12 protein-coding genes and 2 tRNA genes are annotated in these 18016 nt (G+C 41.8%); all 14 read left to right on the forward strand.

Annotation, left to right across the window (positions count from 1 at the left end; all coding sequences use genetic code 11):
* Positions 1 to 217 precede the first annotated feature (217 nt).
* On the forward strand, positions 218 to 1318 hold the full coding sequence (leuB, locus tag KJS58_RS07835; protein ID WP_213531998.1) for a 3-isopropylmalate dehydrogenase: 1101 nt from the start codon (positions 218 to 220) through the stop codon (positions 1316 to 1318).
* 458 nt (positions 1319 to 1776) lie between these two features.
* A complete protein-coding gene (locus KJS58_RS07840; protein WP_160032835.1) occupies positions 1777 to 2199 on the forward strand; it encodes a hypothetical protein in 423 nt (140 codons plus the stop codon).
* Positions 2200 to 2642: 443 nt separating this feature from the next.
* Positions 2643 to 3746: an ATP-binding protein gene (locus tag KJS58_RS07845; protein ID WP_213531999.1), complete on the forward strand. Its 1104-nt coding sequence runs from the start codon at positions 2643 to 2645 to the stop codon at positions 3744 to 3746.
* 193 nt (positions 3747 to 3939) lie between these two features.
* Positions 3940 to 5460, forward strand: coding sequence for a leucyl aminopeptidase (locus KJS58_RS07850; protein WP_249717024.1), 1521 nt, complete (start codon positions 3940 to 3942; stop codon positions 5458 to 5460).
* Between the two features lie 191 nt (positions 5461 to 5651).
* Positions 5652 to 6599 carry an AAA family ATPase gene (locus tag KJS58_RS07855; protein ID WP_249717068.1) on the forward strand — a complete coding sequence of 316 codons (948 nt, stop codon included), beginning with the start codon at positions 5652 to 5654 and terminating at the stop codon, positions 6597 to 6599.
* A gap of 3 nt (positions 6600 to 6602) precedes the next feature.
* A complete protein-coding gene (locus tag KJS58_RS07860) occupies positions 6603 to 7703 on the forward strand; it encodes a DUF58 domain-containing protein (protein ID WP_213532002.1) in 1101 nt (366 codons plus the stop codon).
* Positions 7696 to 9033 carry a hypothetical protein gene (locus KJS58_RS07865; RefSeq protein WP_213532003.1) on the forward strand — a complete coding sequence of 446 codons (1338 nt, stop codon included), beginning with the start codon at positions 7696 to 7698 and terminating at the stop codon, positions 9031 to 9033. Before KJS58_RS07860 ends, KJS58_RS07865 begins: the two co-directional genes overlap by 8 nt.
* Positions 9034 to 9111: 78 nt before the next feature.
* Positions 9112 to 10071: an aldolase catalytic domain-containing protein gene (locus KJS58_RS07870; protein WP_191797775.1), complete on the forward strand. Its 960-nt coding sequence runs from the start codon at positions 9112 to 9114 to the stop codon at positions 10069 to 10071.
* A 281-nt stretch (positions 10072 to 10352) separates the two neighbouring features.
* Positions 10353 to 12476: a putative bifunctional diguanylate cyclase/phosphodiesterase gene (locus KJS58_RS07875; protein ID WP_213532004.1), complete on the forward strand. Its 2124-nt coding sequence runs from the start codon at positions 10353 to 10355 to the stop codon at positions 12474 to 12476.
* 169 nt (positions 12477 to 12645) lie between these two features.
* Positions 12646 to 12719, forward strand: a tRNA-Pro gene (locus KJS58_RS07880).
* Between the two features lie 10 nt (positions 12720 to 12729).
* Positions 12730 to 12800: transfer RNA gene (locus tag KJS58_RS07885), tRNA-Gly, on the forward strand.
* Between the two features lie 138 nt (positions 12801 to 12938).
* The gene (locus KJS58_RS07890) at positions 12939 to 14090 is read left to right on the forward strand and encodes an SGNH/GDSL hydrolase family protein (protein WP_213532005.1); all 1152 of its coding nucleotides are present in this window, start codon (positions 12939 to 12941) and stop codon (positions 14088 to 14090) included.
* A 415-nt stretch (positions 14091 to 14505) separates the two neighbouring features.
* Positions 14506 to 16407: a ribosomal protection-like ABC-F family protein gene (gene abc-f, locus KJS58_RS07895; RefSeq protein WP_213532006.1), complete on the forward strand. Its 1902-nt coding sequence runs from the start codon at positions 14506 to 14508 to the stop codon at positions 16405 to 16407.
* Positions 16408 to 16923: 516 nt separating this feature from the next.
* Positions 16924 to 17958, forward strand: coding sequence for a phenylalanine--tRNA ligase subunit alpha (gene pheS / locus KJS58_RS07900; protein ID WP_213532007.1), 1035 nt, complete (start codon positions 16924 to 16926; stop codon positions 17956 to 17958).
* Positions 17959 to 18016: the final 58 nt, after the last annotated feature.

The raw sequence follows: 18016 nt of genomic DNA on the forward strand, positions 1-18016 counted from the left end.
TAAACGGTTAATTCGAGTTCAATCAACTGATTTACTTACAATCCTTTGAATGAATTATGAAATTGAGATTTAGCGGTTATAGTCTAAACCTATTAAAGCAATAGATTCTATATCTTGGTCAAATCCACCACATCTATGGTACAAAGGTATATAAGAAGTTTACAACGACGAGAAAATAGAAGTTTATGATTTTACATAAAAAAGGAGCGTGTTGTTTATGTCAGATGTGAAGAAGATTGCGGTCATTGCAGGAGATGGGATCGGCCCTGAGGTTGTTGCGGAAGCAGAGAAAGTATTGAAACGGACGGAGGAAATATTCGGTTATACTTTTGAAACCACTCATGCCTTATTCGGCGGGATCGCTATTGATCAAAAAGGAACACCGCTTCCGGAAGAAACGCTCGAAGTATGTCAGAATGCAGACGCAGTTCTGCTTGGAGCAGTGGGTGGTCCGAAGTGGGATAATAACCCGAAAGAACTTAGACCAGAAACAGGATTACTGGGAATCCGCAAGGCACTTGGTTTATTCTCTAATTTACGCCCGGCTGTTGTATTTGATTGTTTGAAAGATGCGTCTACTTTGAAACCAGAAGTTCTAGAAGGAACGGACTTAATGGTCGTAAGAGAACTGACCGGAGGAATCTATTTCGGTGACAAACTTCGCAGACAAGGAGAGCACGGGGAAGAAGCAGTTGATACCTGTGTTTATAACGTAACTGAAGTGGAACGTATTGTTAGACAGGCTTTTGAAATCGCACAAAAGCGGAAAAAGAGACTTGCATCTGTAGACAAGGCTAATGTACTGGAAACATCGAGACTATGGCGTGAAGTGGTAAACCGTGTAGCTCCTGACTATCCAGATGTAGAAGTAGAACATGTACTCGTAGATAACTGTGCAATGCAGCTTCTTCGCAGGCCCGCTAGCTTTGATGTCATTGTAACCGAGAATATGTTTGGAGATATTCTAAGTGATGAAGCAGCGATGTTGACAGGTTCGATTGGGATGCTATCTTCTGCATCTTTGGGAGAAGGCAGCTTCGGATTGTACGAACCGGTACATGGTTCCGCTCCTGATATTGCAGGACAAGGAGCAGCGAACCCTATTGCTACGATCCTATCTGTCGCTTTAATGTTCCGGATGACTTTTGGATATGAAGATGCAGCAGATGCTATCGAAAAAGCAGTAGCTAAAGTGCTGGATGAAGGTCATCGTACAAGCGATATTGCAGTAGACAAGAGCCAAGCAATCAGTACTTCAGCAATGGGAGATTTAATCGTGAAAAATATGGAGAAATCGACACTAGTTTCTTCCTATTAAATAGGTAACGATAGAGAGTAGATATTCTTTGGATTCCGTATGTAATACGGAGAAGAGAGTATCTGCTCCGATCCTCTTCATGAGTTGTCAATTTGACTTTGAGTTAGGCGAGTGATAGGATCTATATATTATTCGTAAAGTGGGCTAAGGATCTTGATTACATATTCTTTTCCTCAGCCGGTCAGTAACCTATAAATTTCCGCATTTTTCAAAAATAATAGACAAGCCCTTACAGCATTTTTTATGTTGTGAGGGCTTTTTTCACCAAATAACGCGGGTACCTTTTTTTTACAAAAAATTGCGTTTAAGAACACGAAAAAAGGTGTTATAAGGGGTAGGGAATCTTTTTTTCTTATAAAGAGGAAAACGAACTGTCATAACGAATAGGGTAAAAGAATACGCTATTGAACATAATGTAAATAATGCATCCGGTGCGTTTCTACAAGGAGGGTGAACAAATGAGTTTTTGTTGTGGAGCAAGTATGATTGGAACGAAGGGAACATTAAAACATTACCGTACGCAGGTCCACAATGTTCCCCTGCTCTTTTGTCCAGTATGTCATCGGGTAGAAGTCCATTACAAAGTAGAAAATGAATATGAAATATTAGCTGAATATGCACATGGTGATGGTGCTTCTGAGATTGACTTTCAAGATTATGTAATGGAAGACGAAGATACGATTTATGAGAACTGTGTAAACCGTGAAAATGAAGATCCGCTCGAAGTCGTCCAAAGACAAATCGATACGTCTCTTGACTTGCTGTCCATAGCCAAAAATATAAAAGACGAGAAGTGGGAGAGCGAATTAAAGCGCAGGCTTGCTGTCATGAGTAAAAAACGCTCAAAACTTAAGCACAATCAACCGGGAAGACAACCATAGTATGTCTGTAAATGACGACCTTTGCCCTAGGGCAGAGGTTTTTTTATTGAGAAGTCATCCTTTATACCTGAACGAAAAGGGTTTATCTCAATTATTTCTGTTTATTCGACAGTATCTCTGATTGACTAGGCTTGGTAACCTTGTCTATGATAAAATAGACTTCTTTCAAAGCGGAATCAGCTAATTAATAACATTGGCTCACACAATCACTATTCCGTATCGGAAAATAGATCTTCCCATCTTTGGATACATGACTTAGAAACAAAGGAATGCGTAATATTTGGACTACCTCTATACTTACTCTACGAAAGTCTTAAGAAAGGCAGACCCAATGCCCTTCTGATGGGAAGACACCACACTTCAAGGTAGACGGTCTCACTATTCTGCGACCATTGCTAGTCCGATCGGCAAGTTCCATTTAAGTAAAAAGGGGGAACCTGAGTATGATCAGTGAGTTTCAGGACACTTTGATTTCTGCCAATGAGGCTTTTCCACTAAGGCATCTCGATAATAGTAATTATGAGAATATTTTGGAACATTTGGACAGTGGAATCATGTTGTTTGATAGCGAAGGTTTTCTAACTTTTATCAATGTGCAGATGGCAAAATTGCTGGAGCTTCCAAGGCATCAGTTACTTGGATGTAACGTCCTTCGGTTAGTTCAACATCCTTATATCAGCCGGTTCAAAAAGAAGAAAATTCTCAGGATATATCGAGAGACCATCTTTCATCGTAAGCGCTATCATGAGTTGCTTGATGAGTATGGGAAACATTGGCTGATTACGATTACCTATGGTGATCAGATGGATGGGAATTTTCTGCTGAGTGTAAAAGACGTGTCAGATTTCAAACAAATTGAACAGACCGCTTATCAAAATGACAAGCTTGCAATGCTCGGTCAAATATCCGCTTCAATAGCGCATGAAATTCGAAACCCACTTACCGCTATTCGGGGGTTTATTCAATTGCTTCGTCCTCATTTGCTGCAGCTGGGCAAGGACGAATATGCGAAAATTATTTTAACAGAAATTGACCGAGCTAACGATATTATTTATGAATTCTTGAATTCTTCAAAACCTTCAGCGCCTCAGAAAACGGTCATTCCTATCCAGTCTTTACTTAAAGAAATTGTCCTGCTTACAGAGAGTGAAGGTTTAATGAATGGCTGTGAAATACAGCTGAATAATGATCTGACTCCCCTTTATGTTTCTATTGATGTAAAACAGATTAAACAAGTCATGCTGAACATAGTGAAAAATGCGATGGACGCTATGGATCCTGTAGGAGAAGACTGTTCTGGCATCATTCAGATTGATACGCATGAGGAGCAAAGTCAGGTAGTCATCTCGATAAAAGATAATGGCCATGGGATGGATAACAACACACTGGTTCGATTATTTGATCCATTTTTTACAACGAAAGAGACAGGGACGGGACTTGGACTGTCTGTCAGCTATCGTATCATTAAGAATCATGGTGGGACTATAGCTGTACATAGTAAAGTAGGAGAAGGGACTGAGTTTAAAATCTCCCTGCCTCTCGTATAGATTATCTTTTGCGATTTAGATCCTCTTCATTAAAGTAGGTCAGGAGCTAGACCAGCTCCCGGCCTGTTTTGTTTTTGTATGTATGACGAAGGGTATATATGGAGTAGTAGGGAACACGTGTATAAATGAATCAATTTCATAATACCTTTAGTTGCTTTAATCAGAACGATATACCGACTGGGAGATGAAGATATTGACGTACAACACATTAGAAGTCACATGGAAAACTGCGATTCCTGTAGAATCACTTGAGGCACATGCCGTCATATGTTTGGTATCAGAAGCCGAGTGGATTACGGGACATTTTCCGGAATCATGGAAGCAAGCGATTATTTCGGTAAGAGAAAGAGGACTTTTTAATGGATCCGAGAATCAACTGTTCACCATCCCTGTAAAGCAGGGAAGTGCAGCTGCTACACTTGTTTTAGTAGGAACAGGAGAGCATCCCATGAGTGTGGATGAGCTCCGTAATCTCGCTGCAAAAGCAGCCAAAGCTTCGCTGCAGGTCAGCGCAGATGAAGTGGTATTTGCTATGCCTTCCTCGCTGGTGTCCTATTCCGATACACTTGATATTTCCAAAGTAGCACACGCTTTAACGGAAGGTTTTATTTTAGGAGCATACCGGAGAAAAAACTATAAACAGAAGCAAAAAGCTTATATAGGCCCAAGTAAACTTACTTTTCATCAAGAAAAGATCACAGACCCTGATTTTCATAAAGAATGGGAGAAAGGGATCGAGCGGGGTCAAGCTTATGCGGCAGGGACCAATTATGCCAGAGATTTAACCAATCTTCCAGGGAATATGCTCGTTCCTGAAGATCTTGCCAAAGCTTCAGAACAATTGGCTGAGAAACACGGTCTAGAGTATTCCATTTTAGATGAAAGAGAACTCGAGGAAAAAGGGATGGGCGGAATTCTCGCTGTAGGGAAAGGCAGCATCCATCCGCCAAAAATGATCGTAATTAAGTATCAAGGAAAAGAAACATGGGATGGCGAGATTGTAGGACTTGTAGGAAAAGGAATTACCTTTGACACAGGCGGTATTTCTTTGAAACCACGTGTCGGTATGGAAGAAATGATCAGTGATATGGGCGGTGCGGCAACTGTGCTCGGCGCACTTGAGACATTATGTATCCTTCGTCCGAAACTGAACACACTTATAATTATTCCTACTGCTGAGAATATGCCTTCTGGCAGTGCATTCAAACCAGGTGATGTCATTACAACACTTAGCGGCAGAACCGTTGAAATTCTAAATACAGATGCAGAAGGAAGAGTTGTACTTGCTGACGGTATGACCTACGCGAAGGAATTAGGTGCAACTAGCCTTATTGATGTAGCAACGTTAACCGGAGCTGTATTATCGGCACTTGGAGATGTTGCCACTGGTGCGGTATCGAATGATGAGACGTTCTTGAGTCGGTTTATTTCGGCTTCGAGACGAACCGGTGAAAAAGTATGGCCGCTTCCTGCGTATCCTGAATTCCAAGAGATGCTAAGAAGTGACGTAGCAGACTTACGGAACAGTACAGGACGAAATGCAGCTTCAAGTACCGCTGGTTTGTTTATAGGGACCTTTGCTGACGGGATGCCTTGGATTCATCTTGATATTGCTGGAACTGCATTTCTTTCGAAAGAGCGAGGTGTAAATCCGAAAGGAGCCACCGGTGTTATGGTCCGTACCATTGTGGAGTGGATCACAAGCGTGGAATAAGAATAGGATTTGTAATTATAGATTAGGTATATGTCTTGGAGAAACCAAGGGATATACCTTCTTTTTTTTACATAAACTGCATGTTTTCTGGCATTGTGATAAAATAAAACACATATATGAAAACGTTTCCTCATTACAAATACAAAGGTGGTTTTTCTGTGGTTGAGGCAGAAATCAAGGCAATTGCGAATATGGCCCAAGAACTGAGAACAAGTATAGCGAAGTACATGATCGGAAAAGAAGAATCGGTAGATTTGTTACTGACCGCATTGATCGCTTCGGGCCATATCTTATTGGAAGATGTTCCGGGGACAGGTAAGACGATGCTCGCGAAAACGGTAGCTGCCTCGATGGAATGTTCATTTCGGCGGATTCAGTTTACTCCAGATTTATTGCCGTCGGATTTGACGGGAATCCATTTCTACAACCAGAAAGAGGGACAGTTTGAGTTTAGGCCAGGCCCATTATTTGCGAATATCGTATTAGCGGACGAGATTAATAGAGCAACGCCGAGAACACAATCCAGTTTGCTAGAGTGTATGGAGGAGAGGCAAATTAGTGTGGATGGACAAACTCATGTACTATCCAAACCTTTTATTGTCATAGCAACGCAGAATCCAGTCGATAACCAGGGGACTTTTCCGCTGCCAGAAGCGCAAATGGATCGATTCATGTTGAAAATGAATTTGGGTTATCCATCCCAAGCCGAAGGCATTGAAATCTTGCAACGGACGATAGAAGGCGGTTTTCAGACTTCCATAACCCCCGTGATCACACAGGAGGATATGATTTCAGCCCAGCAATCCTTTAAGTCTGTTCAAGTTGAGGAAGACCTCCTCCAGTATATGATTGCTATAGCTGAGGCTACAAGACGTCATCCTGATATTGCCCTTGGTGTAAGCCCGAGAGGAACACAGGCACTGCTTAGAGCTAGCCAAGCTCGGGCTGCCATAAGAAACAGGGACTACGTCCTGCCTGACGATATTAAAGCGCTCGCTCTGCCTGTTTTATCTCATAGACTTGTGCTCCACCAAAGATCAAGACAACAGGAAGGGAAGGCTGCTGCCCTGCTTCAAAGTATCATTGAACAAATCCCAGTCCCGAGCGAAAACATAGGTTCAGAAAGCAGTATAGGCTAGCTGATGGATCTCTTATGGTTTATTGTCGTCGGTCTTTTGCTAATTTTGGTGGAGCAAGCGATATTTGGAGTCCCTGTACTTAGGCGCGTTACGTATTCGAGAGAATTTGAAAAAGAACGCTGTTATGCAGGTGATCAGTTAGTTATGACGGAAAAGATTGCTAATGAAAAAAGACTGCCTATTCCTTGGCTGCGTCTAGAAGCGATGATGCCTGCTTCCTTTTCTTTTCAAACAGGAGAGGAAATGGGGATCAGTAAAGGAAACATTTATCAAAATCATCAAAGCGTGTTTACGATGAGACCCTTCACTAAAATCTCAAGAAGACACTTTGTGGTATGTCAGAAACGGGGTGTTTATCAGATGGAGACGGTCACGATGACGGGGGGAGATCTCTTTAATATCTACTCTACAAGTCAAAAGTTGCCCGTATCCATTGCTTTGACTGTGTATCCGGCAATCCTCTCGGATCATGAAATGCCGTCGAACTTCGAAGTATGGCAAGGAGAATTGGAAGTATCCAGGTGGATCGTGGAAGATCCCTTTTTAATCGTAGGGGTTCGTCCTTATGGGGAAAGTGATCCAATGAATCGTATTCACTGGAGCGCTACCGCAAGGACAGGCGATCTTCAAGTATTTAAACAGGGCTTCAGTTCTGACCCACAGACGATGATCCTATTTAATATACAAGAATCGGAAGAAATGTGGAGTGTAGTGACAAGACCAGAGCTGGTGGAGCGAGGCTTGTCTTATGCGGCAACTGCAGTCAGTTATGCGGCAGGCAGAGGGCTGAAGGCGGGGTTTGCACACAATGCTTATTCGGAAAAGGCAGATACAAGTGTTCGGATTGAGGCGGATTATGGCTCTGTTCATGCAGAATATATTATGCAAACCATGGCTGAGGTTCAATTGAAGTGTCTTATGCCAATGGAACAAATGCTGCGGGATGAAGCTGACCGGCAAGAAGATGAGGAACGGAAGCTCGATTATTTACTGATCACTGCCTATGTGTCACAAGCGATGGAAACCCAGTTAGCAAGACTGCGAACCGCAGGTAACCGGATCACCGTCCTGTTTATAGAGGATAAGGAGGGGCGAAATGAATAAGAAACAAACCTATACTTTTCCTGTTCTAGCTATATTACAAGGCGCTGCCGAATTAATCTATAGCTATGCCCTTATTGTTATTTTATCTGTCTATGTTCTAGGGAATTCACCTATATATGTGCTCTGTATTGGTTTTGTTGCGATCAGTGCCGGGGTACTGGGCGGAAGAGTGCTATATATGAAGAGTTCAACATTTGCTGTTGTTGCAGCTGTACTTGGTGGAATGTTAATTACCACTGCGGCTTTAATGGCAGGATCTGCGGAAAATCGTCTACTTTTCATCATAGCAGGTGTCGTTCTTGGCGGAGCTGTAGGCTATCGAGGATTTTATTTGCAGAAGCATATCGAGCATTCGATTTTTATATCAGGGAAATATCGGTTATTTGGTCTTATATCATTGGTGGTGCTCAGTTTTTTTGTCGGAAGGTATTCTTCGCTTATGCCATACAGTGTGGGGGTTTATGTAAGCGGACTGGTTAGTTTTATCTTGCTGCTCTGGAATCGTCATAGCCAGGAAATGCGCAAGGTTACACTTGATCCAAAGGGGCAAAGGCCGCTCGTAAGGAGTTTTACAAGGATTAATCAATTGCGTACCTTGATCTTCATCACTATCGTTTTATTTGTCGGAGCATTTCAGCGCTTATCAGAAGTAGCTGCCTCTGTATGGAGTTGGTTTACTGCTTGGGTGAGAAATCTATTTAACCGTGAGACTCCGCAGGAGAATATCCCTAATTCTTCGGGAGTTACGGAGGTTCTTCCTCCCTTTCTGCCTAATGAGGAGAGGATTCCACAAGAACCATCGCCTATTTGGGAATTTTTGCTGAGAACATTTGTTTTTTTGGCAGCTATCGTAGTGCTATGTTTTATACTTTATAAGGCTTGGAAATTATTTTTGAAGTTCACTGAGTATCTAGAACATCGTAAAAAGAATCCAATGCCTGGCGTCCCGCCTAAAACGGCATATATAGATATCATTGAAACGATTGAAGAAAAACCGAAGAAGAAGAGCTGGCTTCGTTTCTTTCAAAGAGAATCCGTGCCGAGCGATCCTAAGGAGCGCATTCGGTATTATTATCGAGAGTACATTCTCCGGGTCAAAGGACAGGGGCTTGAGATCCCAGTTCATCTAACTCCTTTTGAAGTGAAACAAGAGCTGGATAAGATAAAGACGACAGCGAAGACAGAAAGAACGAATAAAAAACATAAGGATGACTTGAGAGCAGCTCCTAATGACCTATTCCCCTTATATAACGAAGTTAGGTATGGAAAGAGAAATGTAAGTGAAGAAGCGATTCAACAAATAGATAGGGAATGGAAGACAAATCAATAGGTAAACCTTCCCTTTACTTTTCCTTCTACGTTCAAGTATCATGGTAGAAATAGATAAAGATGCCAAAGGAGCTTATGCATGAAGACATTGACGAACACAAGCAAAATTGTAGATTGCACGATTCGAGACGGCGGTCTCGTAAACAATTGGGATTTCAGCGTTGAGTTTGTCCAAGGACTTTATGAAGGGCTGAATGAAGCAGGGGTAGAGTACATGGAGATTGGGTATAAAAACTCTCCCAAGTTACTTAAAGGAGCAGAAAAAGCAGGACCATGGCGCTTTTTGAATGATGATTTTCTGCGTAAAGTGATCCCGCAAAAAGGAAATACGAAATTATCTGCTCTGGTTGATATTGGCAGAGTAGACGAAGCCGATATTTTACCTCGTAGTGAAAGTATGCTGGACTTAATTCGTGTAGCTTGTTATATCAAGGATGTGGACAAAGGTCTTGAGCTTGCACAGACTTTCCATGACCGCGGTTACGAGACAACACTGAATATCATGGCTCTTTCTAACGTTATGGAGAATGAACTTTTAGAAGCTTTTGAAATGATTAATGAGAGTGTTGTAGATGTAGTATACATCGTAGACTCATACGGCAGCTTGGATCATAACGACATTAAATATCTCGTTGAGAAATTCAAAAAGCATCTTCCTAATAAACGACTCGGTGTACATACACATAACAATATGCAACTAGCTTTTTCAAATACACTAATTGCTTCAGAACTTGGTGTAGAACTTCTTGATGCATCTGTATATGGAATGGGGCGTGCGGCCGGCAATTGTCCGACAGAACTGCTTATTGCTCATTTGAAGGGAACCAAGTACAAACTGCGTCCTGTTCTAAGCGTGCTGGAAAACTGGCTTGTGCCTTTGCGAGAAAAGGAAGAATGGGGTTATCTCCTTCCTTACATGGTTACAGGACATCTTGATGAACATCCCCGTTCAGCAATGGCTCTTCGTGCTTCGGAAAGTAAAGATCAGGTCGTAGAATTCTACGACAAGCTCACCACACCCGAAGTTAATTTTGAATAGATAACAAATTTGCAAAAACTTTGCTTAATGATCAGGCGCTCTATGTGATATTCACATAGGGCGTTTTTTGTGTTCAATCCTTAATTTATATGTCTTTAGAACTACAAAATACGTTGTTATGCATCGTTGTACACAAAAAAAGATACACGATTCCTTGTAAAAATGGTATTATAGTCCAGTAAAGCGGAAGAATATTGTTGAAATGTGTCATATAAGATTAAATTTTTGGGCAACAAGTAAAATGATTTTAGTTATAGATGAATGGAGGCATAGAAAATGTTATGAACTTTAAAAATGGATATCACAAATCCATCAAATTGGTGTTAGCGGGTTTGTTCTTATGTTTATTGACTCCATGGATACCAGGTTCATTATCATCCATTGTAAATCAACAATTTTTTCATCTATTAGGTCTTGGAATTTCATTAGTTTCTATGATTATTTGTTTATCTGCTTATAATCAGAGCAGGATGCAGGCAAAAGGGGACCAAACCAGGAATGGACAATACTTTTCTTACGTCTTCTTTGCTGGAGGACTGCTTGAACTTTTGCTATTTCTTTATTACGGGGAAATTACGATAGGTAATGAACGGTTGGTTGATTCCATAGATGTACTTGTCATTATTTTTATGGCTCGCTTAATCTGTGTGCTGTGTATGTTGTTTCTCGGATTTAAGCTGCCTGCAAAGCAGAAGCCATTCCCAAGATGGGTAAGTTTTACGATGGGGACCTTGTATATCAGTTTTCTTATGTTGATTCTTTACAATAACGGCATAACAGAATATGTTTTCAGCAGTTCTGATCCGTGGTCACAAACGATCAATTCAACTCATTATGTTGTGCATGCATCGCTTCTTTTATTTTTTGTGTTCGCGTTAGCAGGTATTATTTTCTCGCGAAAGAAGCGCAGTAAGGAAATTAATTTCCGGCTGATCCTAGGCGTTTGTTTTTGTATTATAAGCCAAGGTTTTATACTTCGAGTTACTTATGTTCAGGATTTATTCTTTACTTTTTCGATGTTGTTTCAATTGATTTCGTATATTATTTTTCAAAATATTTATTATAACGTCTATATTAAGAGTCCATTAGAAGAGCAAAATGTAACCAGAAAAAAATTAGACTATATGGCTCATTATGATGAGACCACTGGGCTTGGTAACCGGAGATCTTTGCTTCACTATGTGAGTGGATGTCTTGAAAAAGCAGAGGCTGATGGTGCACTGTTAGGTTTACTTGTTATTAATATTAGTCGATTTAAGATCATTAATGATTCCCTTGGTTATATACTTGGGGACCAGCTTTTGAAACAGACAGGGGAACGCTTGCTTGACTATCAAGGGGGAAAAGAAGTGTTTTCTCTTGGAGGAGATCGATATGCAATCGTTATGACCGGAATAGAAAGCGTAGAAATGTTACATAATCGGGTTTATGAAATTTTAGAGCGTGTAAAAGATCCTATTTTTATAAAAGAACGAGAACTATACATTACATCTTCTGCAGGAGTTAGTATATATCCTTATGATGGTGCTAAGCCGGACGAACTTCTTCGTAATGCAAATACGGCTTTATATTTTGCAAAAAATGAAGGACAAGATTTTAATAGGTATACCTTATCTATGAAGAGAGAAGCTCAAGAGAGCTTACAGATGGAACACGATATACGTAAAGGTCTAGAACGTAAAGAATTCTATCTTGAGTATCAGCCGCAGATGAATCTTGCTACCGGTGAAGTGGTTGGAGTAGAAGCGCTTGTTCGGTGGAATCATCCGAGGAGAGGACGTATATCACCAATCGATTTTATTCCTCTTGCTGAAGAATGCGGACTTATCGTACCGCTCGGAGAATGGGTGCTTAGAGAAGCGTGTCATCAAAACCGAATGTGGCAAAATCAAGGATACAAACCTTTGACGATATCCGTAAATTTATCGATTCAACAATTTCAGGAAGTACAGCTTGCAGAACGAATTAAACGTGTTTTGCAGGAAACAGGCCTTGATCCTGCTTACTTAGAACTTGAAATAACAGAAAGTACGATGTTTGATATGACACAAGGTATGAAAGTACTCGAAAGTATTAAAAAGCTTGGAGTGCAGATCAGTATCGATGATTTTGGTACGGGATACAGTTCACTTCATTATCTGAAAAATCTACCTATCGACCGTCTTAAAATTGATCAGTCCTTTGTGCGGGAACTGATGGTGGATCGTAACAATAAAGCAATCGTATCCACGATTACCTCTATGGCAAAGCATCTTCAGCTCAAAGTGACTGCGGAAGGGGTAGAGAACGAAGATCAACTTTTATTTTTACAAGAACAGCACTGTAATGATGCGCAAGGTTATTTTTTCAGCAGACCACTTGCATCCGTTGATTTCGAATCTAGATTTTTAAAAGCTATTGCCTAAAATTTATTCTCAGAGGATATCCAGCACATGCGTTTACCTTTTTGTTACGTGAAGTTGCATGTGCTGAGACTGAGAAAAATGGATTGTAGTTATAAATTTAAGGTTGCAGAGAAAGTAGAGTTATGATATATTATTTCTTGTCACTAATGAATGACGCACATTCATTTGACGGGACGTAGCTCAGCTTGGTAGAGCACCTGGTTTGGGACCAGGGGGTCGCATGTTCAAATCGTGTCGTCCCGATCGTCACTGTGCGGGTGTAGTTCAATGGTAGAACTTCAGCCTTCCAAGCTGATAGCGTGGGTTCGATTCCCATCACCCGCTTCATAGTAAAGCCTCTTGCCTTAGCAAGAGGCTTTTTTTTGTTCTCGAGAACCTAATTCATAATGAATATAACCAAAGCTTTAGTATAATGGATGAGGGTAGTTTGATTTTACATAATGAGGAGGGAGTGGGTGGAAAATGGCAGATGAATATGGATCCGCAACAGCAGTCTCTACGGCAACTAATTTTATCATGGAGCAGGAAACAGCAACTACACGTACCTACCGGACGTACGTAAGACTGAGAGAAACAGGTCAGCTTGATTTGAAGTTTTGGCACAGTAATGCGGTAGACTCGACTTGGGATGTAGGGAACACGGCGAAAGGAAGTATGCCTGGCGGTGTATGGGTTATTGAAAGCGCTTGTGTAGCGGTTAGCGGGCATAAACGAGATGGCAGCATTATACCTGGCAGCGCAATAAAGGTGACTTTTGATGGAGAAGTTAGCAAGGAAGTGACTCCTGCAGAGAAGTTCTGGAGTGATTCGGTACATATAGATGTTCCGGCAGGACATGATTTAGTATTCTCGTGGACGATTACAGCTTCTGCAGGAAGATCATTCCCATACAATACGGAGGGGCTGCTTGTATCTGCTTTTGAAGCGGAGGGGAATAAGGCAGGTGAAGAACAAGGAGTCTTGTTTACCGCATCCGAGAATCGTCTTGTTCTGCCAGCTTTTATAGGATATAAAAAACAGGTGAGGGAAGAGATTGTTTTCTTGGGAGATTCGATAACTCAGGGAGTAAGAACGCGAAAAGATGGCTACGAGTACTGGGTTTCTCGCATAGCTGATGGTCTTGGTCCTGAATATGGTATTTGGAATATCGGTTCCGGATGGGCAAGAGCCTATGATGCAGCAACGGATGGCCCTTGGCTTGCTAAATCAAAACAGGGCAGTATAGTAGCAATTGTCCTCGGTGTGAATGATATTGATATTGGAAGTCGCAGCGCGGATGAATTGCTTGCGGACTTATCTATTATTATCCGAAAAATAAAGCAAAATCCAGAGCGCAGGGGTGTGCGGGTGATCTTATTTACGGTGCCGCCGTTTAATTTTACACAGGAAAGAGAAGGAGTGTGGCGAACCGTCAATGAAACGATTCGGACGTGTCCGCCAGAAGGAACGGATGTTGTGTTTGATATTGCCAAAGTTTTATCCTGCCCGGCACCAGAGGAACACCGGATTCAGCCTAAATTCATGAGTAATGAATATGATCCGCATCCAAACGGCATTGCGGGAAGAGAAGTCGCGGATGCTTTTCTAGAGTGGTTTCGCGAACAAAATTTATGAAGTGCAAAAAATTACATGTTTAGAAATTAATGATGCTGTGCTATACTAACTAACAATTAAAGATGAATGAGAGGTAACCACACGTCCCATGAAGTAAAGCACATGAAATCCTACGGATAACTGCAAACCGATGGTAAAGCAGGTTAGCTGTTTGCGGCTGACGACCCTAGGATAAGTGTGCCTATATTCAGTCATGGGAATGGTGTGGTTTTTTTGTGCTATTTATAAGTTTTTTGTACCTTGAATAAGTTCTGTTCATTAACTATGGCAGAGTAAGGTAGCACATTAAGACCTGGATTTATTTTACCAACCACCCATCTTTAGGTGCATTCATTTCTATAGGCTCTCGTCTTCGCTGCAGGCTGCTTGCTTGCAGTGTTTTAGCTTGCGCGAAGAGAAAGAGGGAGATATTCATATGACGACACTAATTCATATGCATGAAATCAGTAAGGAATGGAACGGTAGACGGCTGTTTGAACATGTAAATCTGGAAGTGAACGAGCATGAGCGAATTGCTATATTTGGCCGTAATGGATGTGGTAAAACGACCTTGCTGCACATTTTGACGGGAAGCGAACAGGCAACAAAGGGGACGCTTACCATTCACTTAGAACCGGAAGAGATTGGATTTATGCGGCAAGATTTCAAAGCAGATGCGGTGGAATCAGTACAAGAAGTTGCGTATAAGGAGAGCGGTACCTGGGGAGATTTGAAATTAAAATTGCAGAAAGCCGAGGCAAATCTTGCATCAGGCGATCAAGATAAGACCTCAGAATTAATGGAGCAGTATGAACAGATTACGGAACAATATGAAGCACACGGCGGCTATGCTAGAGAAATTGAACTTGAAAAAATGATGACTCACCTGGGGATTGGAGCAGAGTTATGGAACCGTCCTTATGCATCACTCAGCGGCGGGCAAAAGACTAGACTACGACTAGCCGCTTTATTAGCCAGCAAACCCCGGCTTCTTATTCTGGATGAGCCAACCAATCATCTGGATCAAGAAAGTTTGATCTGGCTTGAAGACTGGATTTCATCTTATCCGGGCACTATTATATTTGTCTCGCATGACCGAACTTTCCTAGATCATGTAGCGACGGGGATCTGTGAACTCAGCAAAGACGGTGTCCGTAAATATCCCGGAGGATATGAAGATTATAAGGAACAGAAGAAGCGTGAGCGCAAAGAGCAGGAAACGAAGTATCGTAAACAAGAACTTGCAAAAAAAGCCCTAGAAGAATCCATTCGAAAATATCAAGAATGGTTCGTGAAATCTCACAATAATGCAGGTAATGTGACTGAAACAAGAGCAGCTGCAAGCTATTACAAGGCGAGAGCCAATAAAAATATATCAAGATATCATGCCAAGCAGAAGCAACTGGAACGATTAGAAGGAGAGCGTGTGGAACGACCACGCTTGGGACCGAAAGTCAGTATGGAACTCAAGGATGGTGAGTTCGAAGCCCGCACTTTTGTTCAGCTTCAAGATGTAGAATATCGATACGAAGAAAGTGGAAAACCTGTCATCACAGGAGCTACTTTTTCGGTCCAACGCGGGAAGCGACTAGTCCTTCGGGGTCCGAATGGAGCAGGAAAAACAACACTGCTTAAGCTGATCACGGGAAGTTTGACTCCGCAGAAGGGTAATGTTGTCCTTCATCCGAAGACAAAGATCGGCTATTTTTCTCAGGAGCTGGAAGGTCTTCAAACAGAAATGACATTACTGGACAGTTTGCTCGTTAATCCCTACATGACGCAGACCGAAGCTCGTACGGTACTCGGTAATTTTTTGTTTTCAAGAGATGATGCGTTTAAGAAGATAGGGAATCTGAGTATGGGAGAAAAATGCAGAGCGGCATTTATTCGTCTATATTTTAGTGGGGCAAACTTACTGGTTCTGGATGAACCGACTAACTATTTAGATATTGATACACGGGAAGTGATCGAGACAGCTCTGCTTCACTACGAAGGATCTCTTGTGTTTGTATCTCATGACCGTACACTCGTTAGAAAGATTGCTAATCAGCTGATTGAGCTGAGCGGAGATGAACAAGGTCAGCTCCAGATATATGATGGAACTGTGGAAGAGTATGAAGACCATCTTGACCGCAAAAATAAAGTTCCAGCAGAGCGTGAGGAAGATAACCGGCGTATGCATTTGCAGCACCGTTTGCATGAATTACTGACAGGATCAGTCACCTCAAATCATCGTAACGGTCAGCCTGCGGATGTAGAGTCTTACTATATGGAAGAGTCTGTTCTTGAGGAAATCCGTCAAATACGTGCACAGCTGGATGCATATGAGAAGAAGTAGTGCCTATTTTTGAGGTGAGGACTTGATTGGCACTTGTCATTTGCGTATAATAATGTAGCAATGAATATAGAAAAACTAAAGGAATGAAGCGAAGAATTGTTACACCCTTTAGTTTCATCTATATATGAGATTTTAATGAGCAAAATGCGTGGATGGAGAAGAGTACACAGTGCTTTTGTACAGGGAGGAAGCGCCACTTAGATTGAGAGCGTTTCTACGAAATCAGGCTGTCGAAGTTCGCTCCGGAGCAGTTCCTTGAACAGCAGATAGGGTGCCTATGTAAATGCCTTATTTCATGGTCAGTAGAGGATACCGGTTCACGACCGTTACAAACGTGCTAAAGTGAGATTGTTTTCGTACAGACTAGCTCGGTTTTATTATAAAACCATAGATTTATTTAGTCGTACATGAATCTAACAAGGGTGGTACCACGGTCTTTTCGTCCCTTTTTTTGGGGGAGAAAAGGCCTTTTTTATTGATTAAAATCTAAAGAGTTACGAAGGGAGTAACCGCAACATGAAAGAAAGATTGGAAGCACTGCAAGTTGAAGCTCTCGCTGAGCTTGCAAACGTAGCCGATGATAAGGCGCTAAGTGAAATACGTGTGAAATATTTAGGTAAAAAAGGAGCACTCACTGAGATTTTACGCGGTATGGGTGCCCTAAGTGCAGAGGAACGTCCGGTTATCGGTCAAGTGGCGAATGAAGTGCGCGGTGCGATTGAGTCTGTCATTGAGGAAAAACAAACGGCTTTCCAAAAAGAAGAGACTGCGAGACGCCTTTCCAAAGAGAAAATTGATATTTCCTTGCCAGGACGCCGTATGCCTGAAGGAGGTCTTCATCCGTTAACAAAAGTAATTCAGGATCTTGAAGATATCTTCGTTGGGCTTGGTTACAAAGTGGCGGAAGGACCAGAAGTCGAAACCGATTATTTTAACTTTGAAGCACTTAACTTGCCGAAGAACCACCCAGCCCGGGATATGCAGGATTCGTTCTATATTACAGATGACATCCTCATGAGAACACATACTTCTCCCGTGCAGGTTCGTACCATGCAAGCCATGCAAGGAGAAACCCCAGTAAAAGTTATCGTGCCAGGAAAAGTATATCGCCGAGATGATGATGACGCGACTCATTCCTTCCAGTTCCATCAGGTAGAGGGGATCGTTGTAGGCAAAAACATCCGTATGAGTGACTTGAAAGGTACCCTTTTACAATTTGTTCGTGAAATGTTTGGTGCTCATACTGAGATCAGACTCCGTCCAAGTTTCTTCCCTTTTACAGAGCCGAGTGTAGAAGTTGACGTTACTTGCATTAAATGCGGCGGTGAAGGATGCAGACTTTGCAAACAAACAGGTTGGATTGAGATTCTCGGAGCAGGAATGGTACATCCAAAAGTGCTGGAGATGGGCGGATACGATCCGGCTGAATACAGCGGTTTTGCATTTGGTATGGGTGTCGAGCGTATCGCTATGCTGAAATATGGTGTAGATGATATCCGTCATTTTTATAACAGCGATATGTCATTCTTGAAACAGTTTGCAAGATTATAGAATATTCAAAATCAAAAATCACAAGGTAAACCTATTTATATAGAAGGAAGTGAACGTC

It is taken from the genome of Paenibacillus sp. J45TS6 (genome assembly GCF_018403285.1).
In the GTDB taxonomy this organism is placed as follows: Bacteria; Bacillota; Bacilli; order Paenibacillales; family Paenibacillaceae; genus Paenibacillus.

Bases quoted from the DNA above. Each gene is read 5' to 3' on its own strand.
- KJS58_RS07875 (WP_213532004.1), top strand. From the start codon at position 10,353: ATGAACTTTAAAAATGGATATCACAAATCCATCAAATTGGTGTTAGCG.
- KJS58_RS07865 (WP_213532003.1), top strand. From the start codon at position 7,696: ATGAATAAGAAACAAACCTATACTTTTCCTGTTCTAGCTATATTACAA.
- KJS58_RS07870 (WP_191797775.1), top strand. From the start codon at position 9,112: ATGAAGACATTGACGAACACAAGCAAAATTGTAGATTGCACGATTCGA.
- pheS (WP_213532007.1), top strand. From the start codon at position 16,924: ATGAAAGAAAGATTGGAAGCACTGCAAGTTGAAGCTCTCGCTGAGCTT.
- KJS58_RS07860 (WP_213532002.1), top strand. From the start codon at position 6,603: ATGGATCTCTTATGGTTTATTGTCGTCGGTCTTTTGCTAATTTTGGTG.
- KJS58_RS07845 (WP_213531999.1), top strand. From the start codon at position 2,643: ATGATCAGTGAGTTTCAGGACACTTTGATTTCTGCCAATGAGGCTTTT.
- KJS58_RS07855 (WP_249717068.1), top strand. From the start codon at position 5,652: ATGGCCCAAGAACTGAGAACAAGTATAGCGAAGTACATGATCGGAAAA.
- KJS58_RS07890 (WP_213532005.1), top strand. From the start codon at position 12,939: ATGGCAGATGAATATGGATCCGCAACAGCAGTCTCTACGGCAACTAAT.
- leuB (WP_213531998.1), top strand. From the start codon at position 218: ATGTCAGATGTGAAGAAGATTGCGGTCATTGCAGGAGATGGGATCGGC.
- abc-f (WP_213532006.1), top strand. From the start codon at position 14,506: ATGACGACACTAATTCATATGCATGAAATCAGTAAGGAATGGAACGGT.
- KJS58_RS07840 (WP_160032835.1), top strand. From the start codon at position 1,777: ATGAGTTTTTGTTGTGGAGCAAGTATGATTGGAACGAAGGGAACATTA.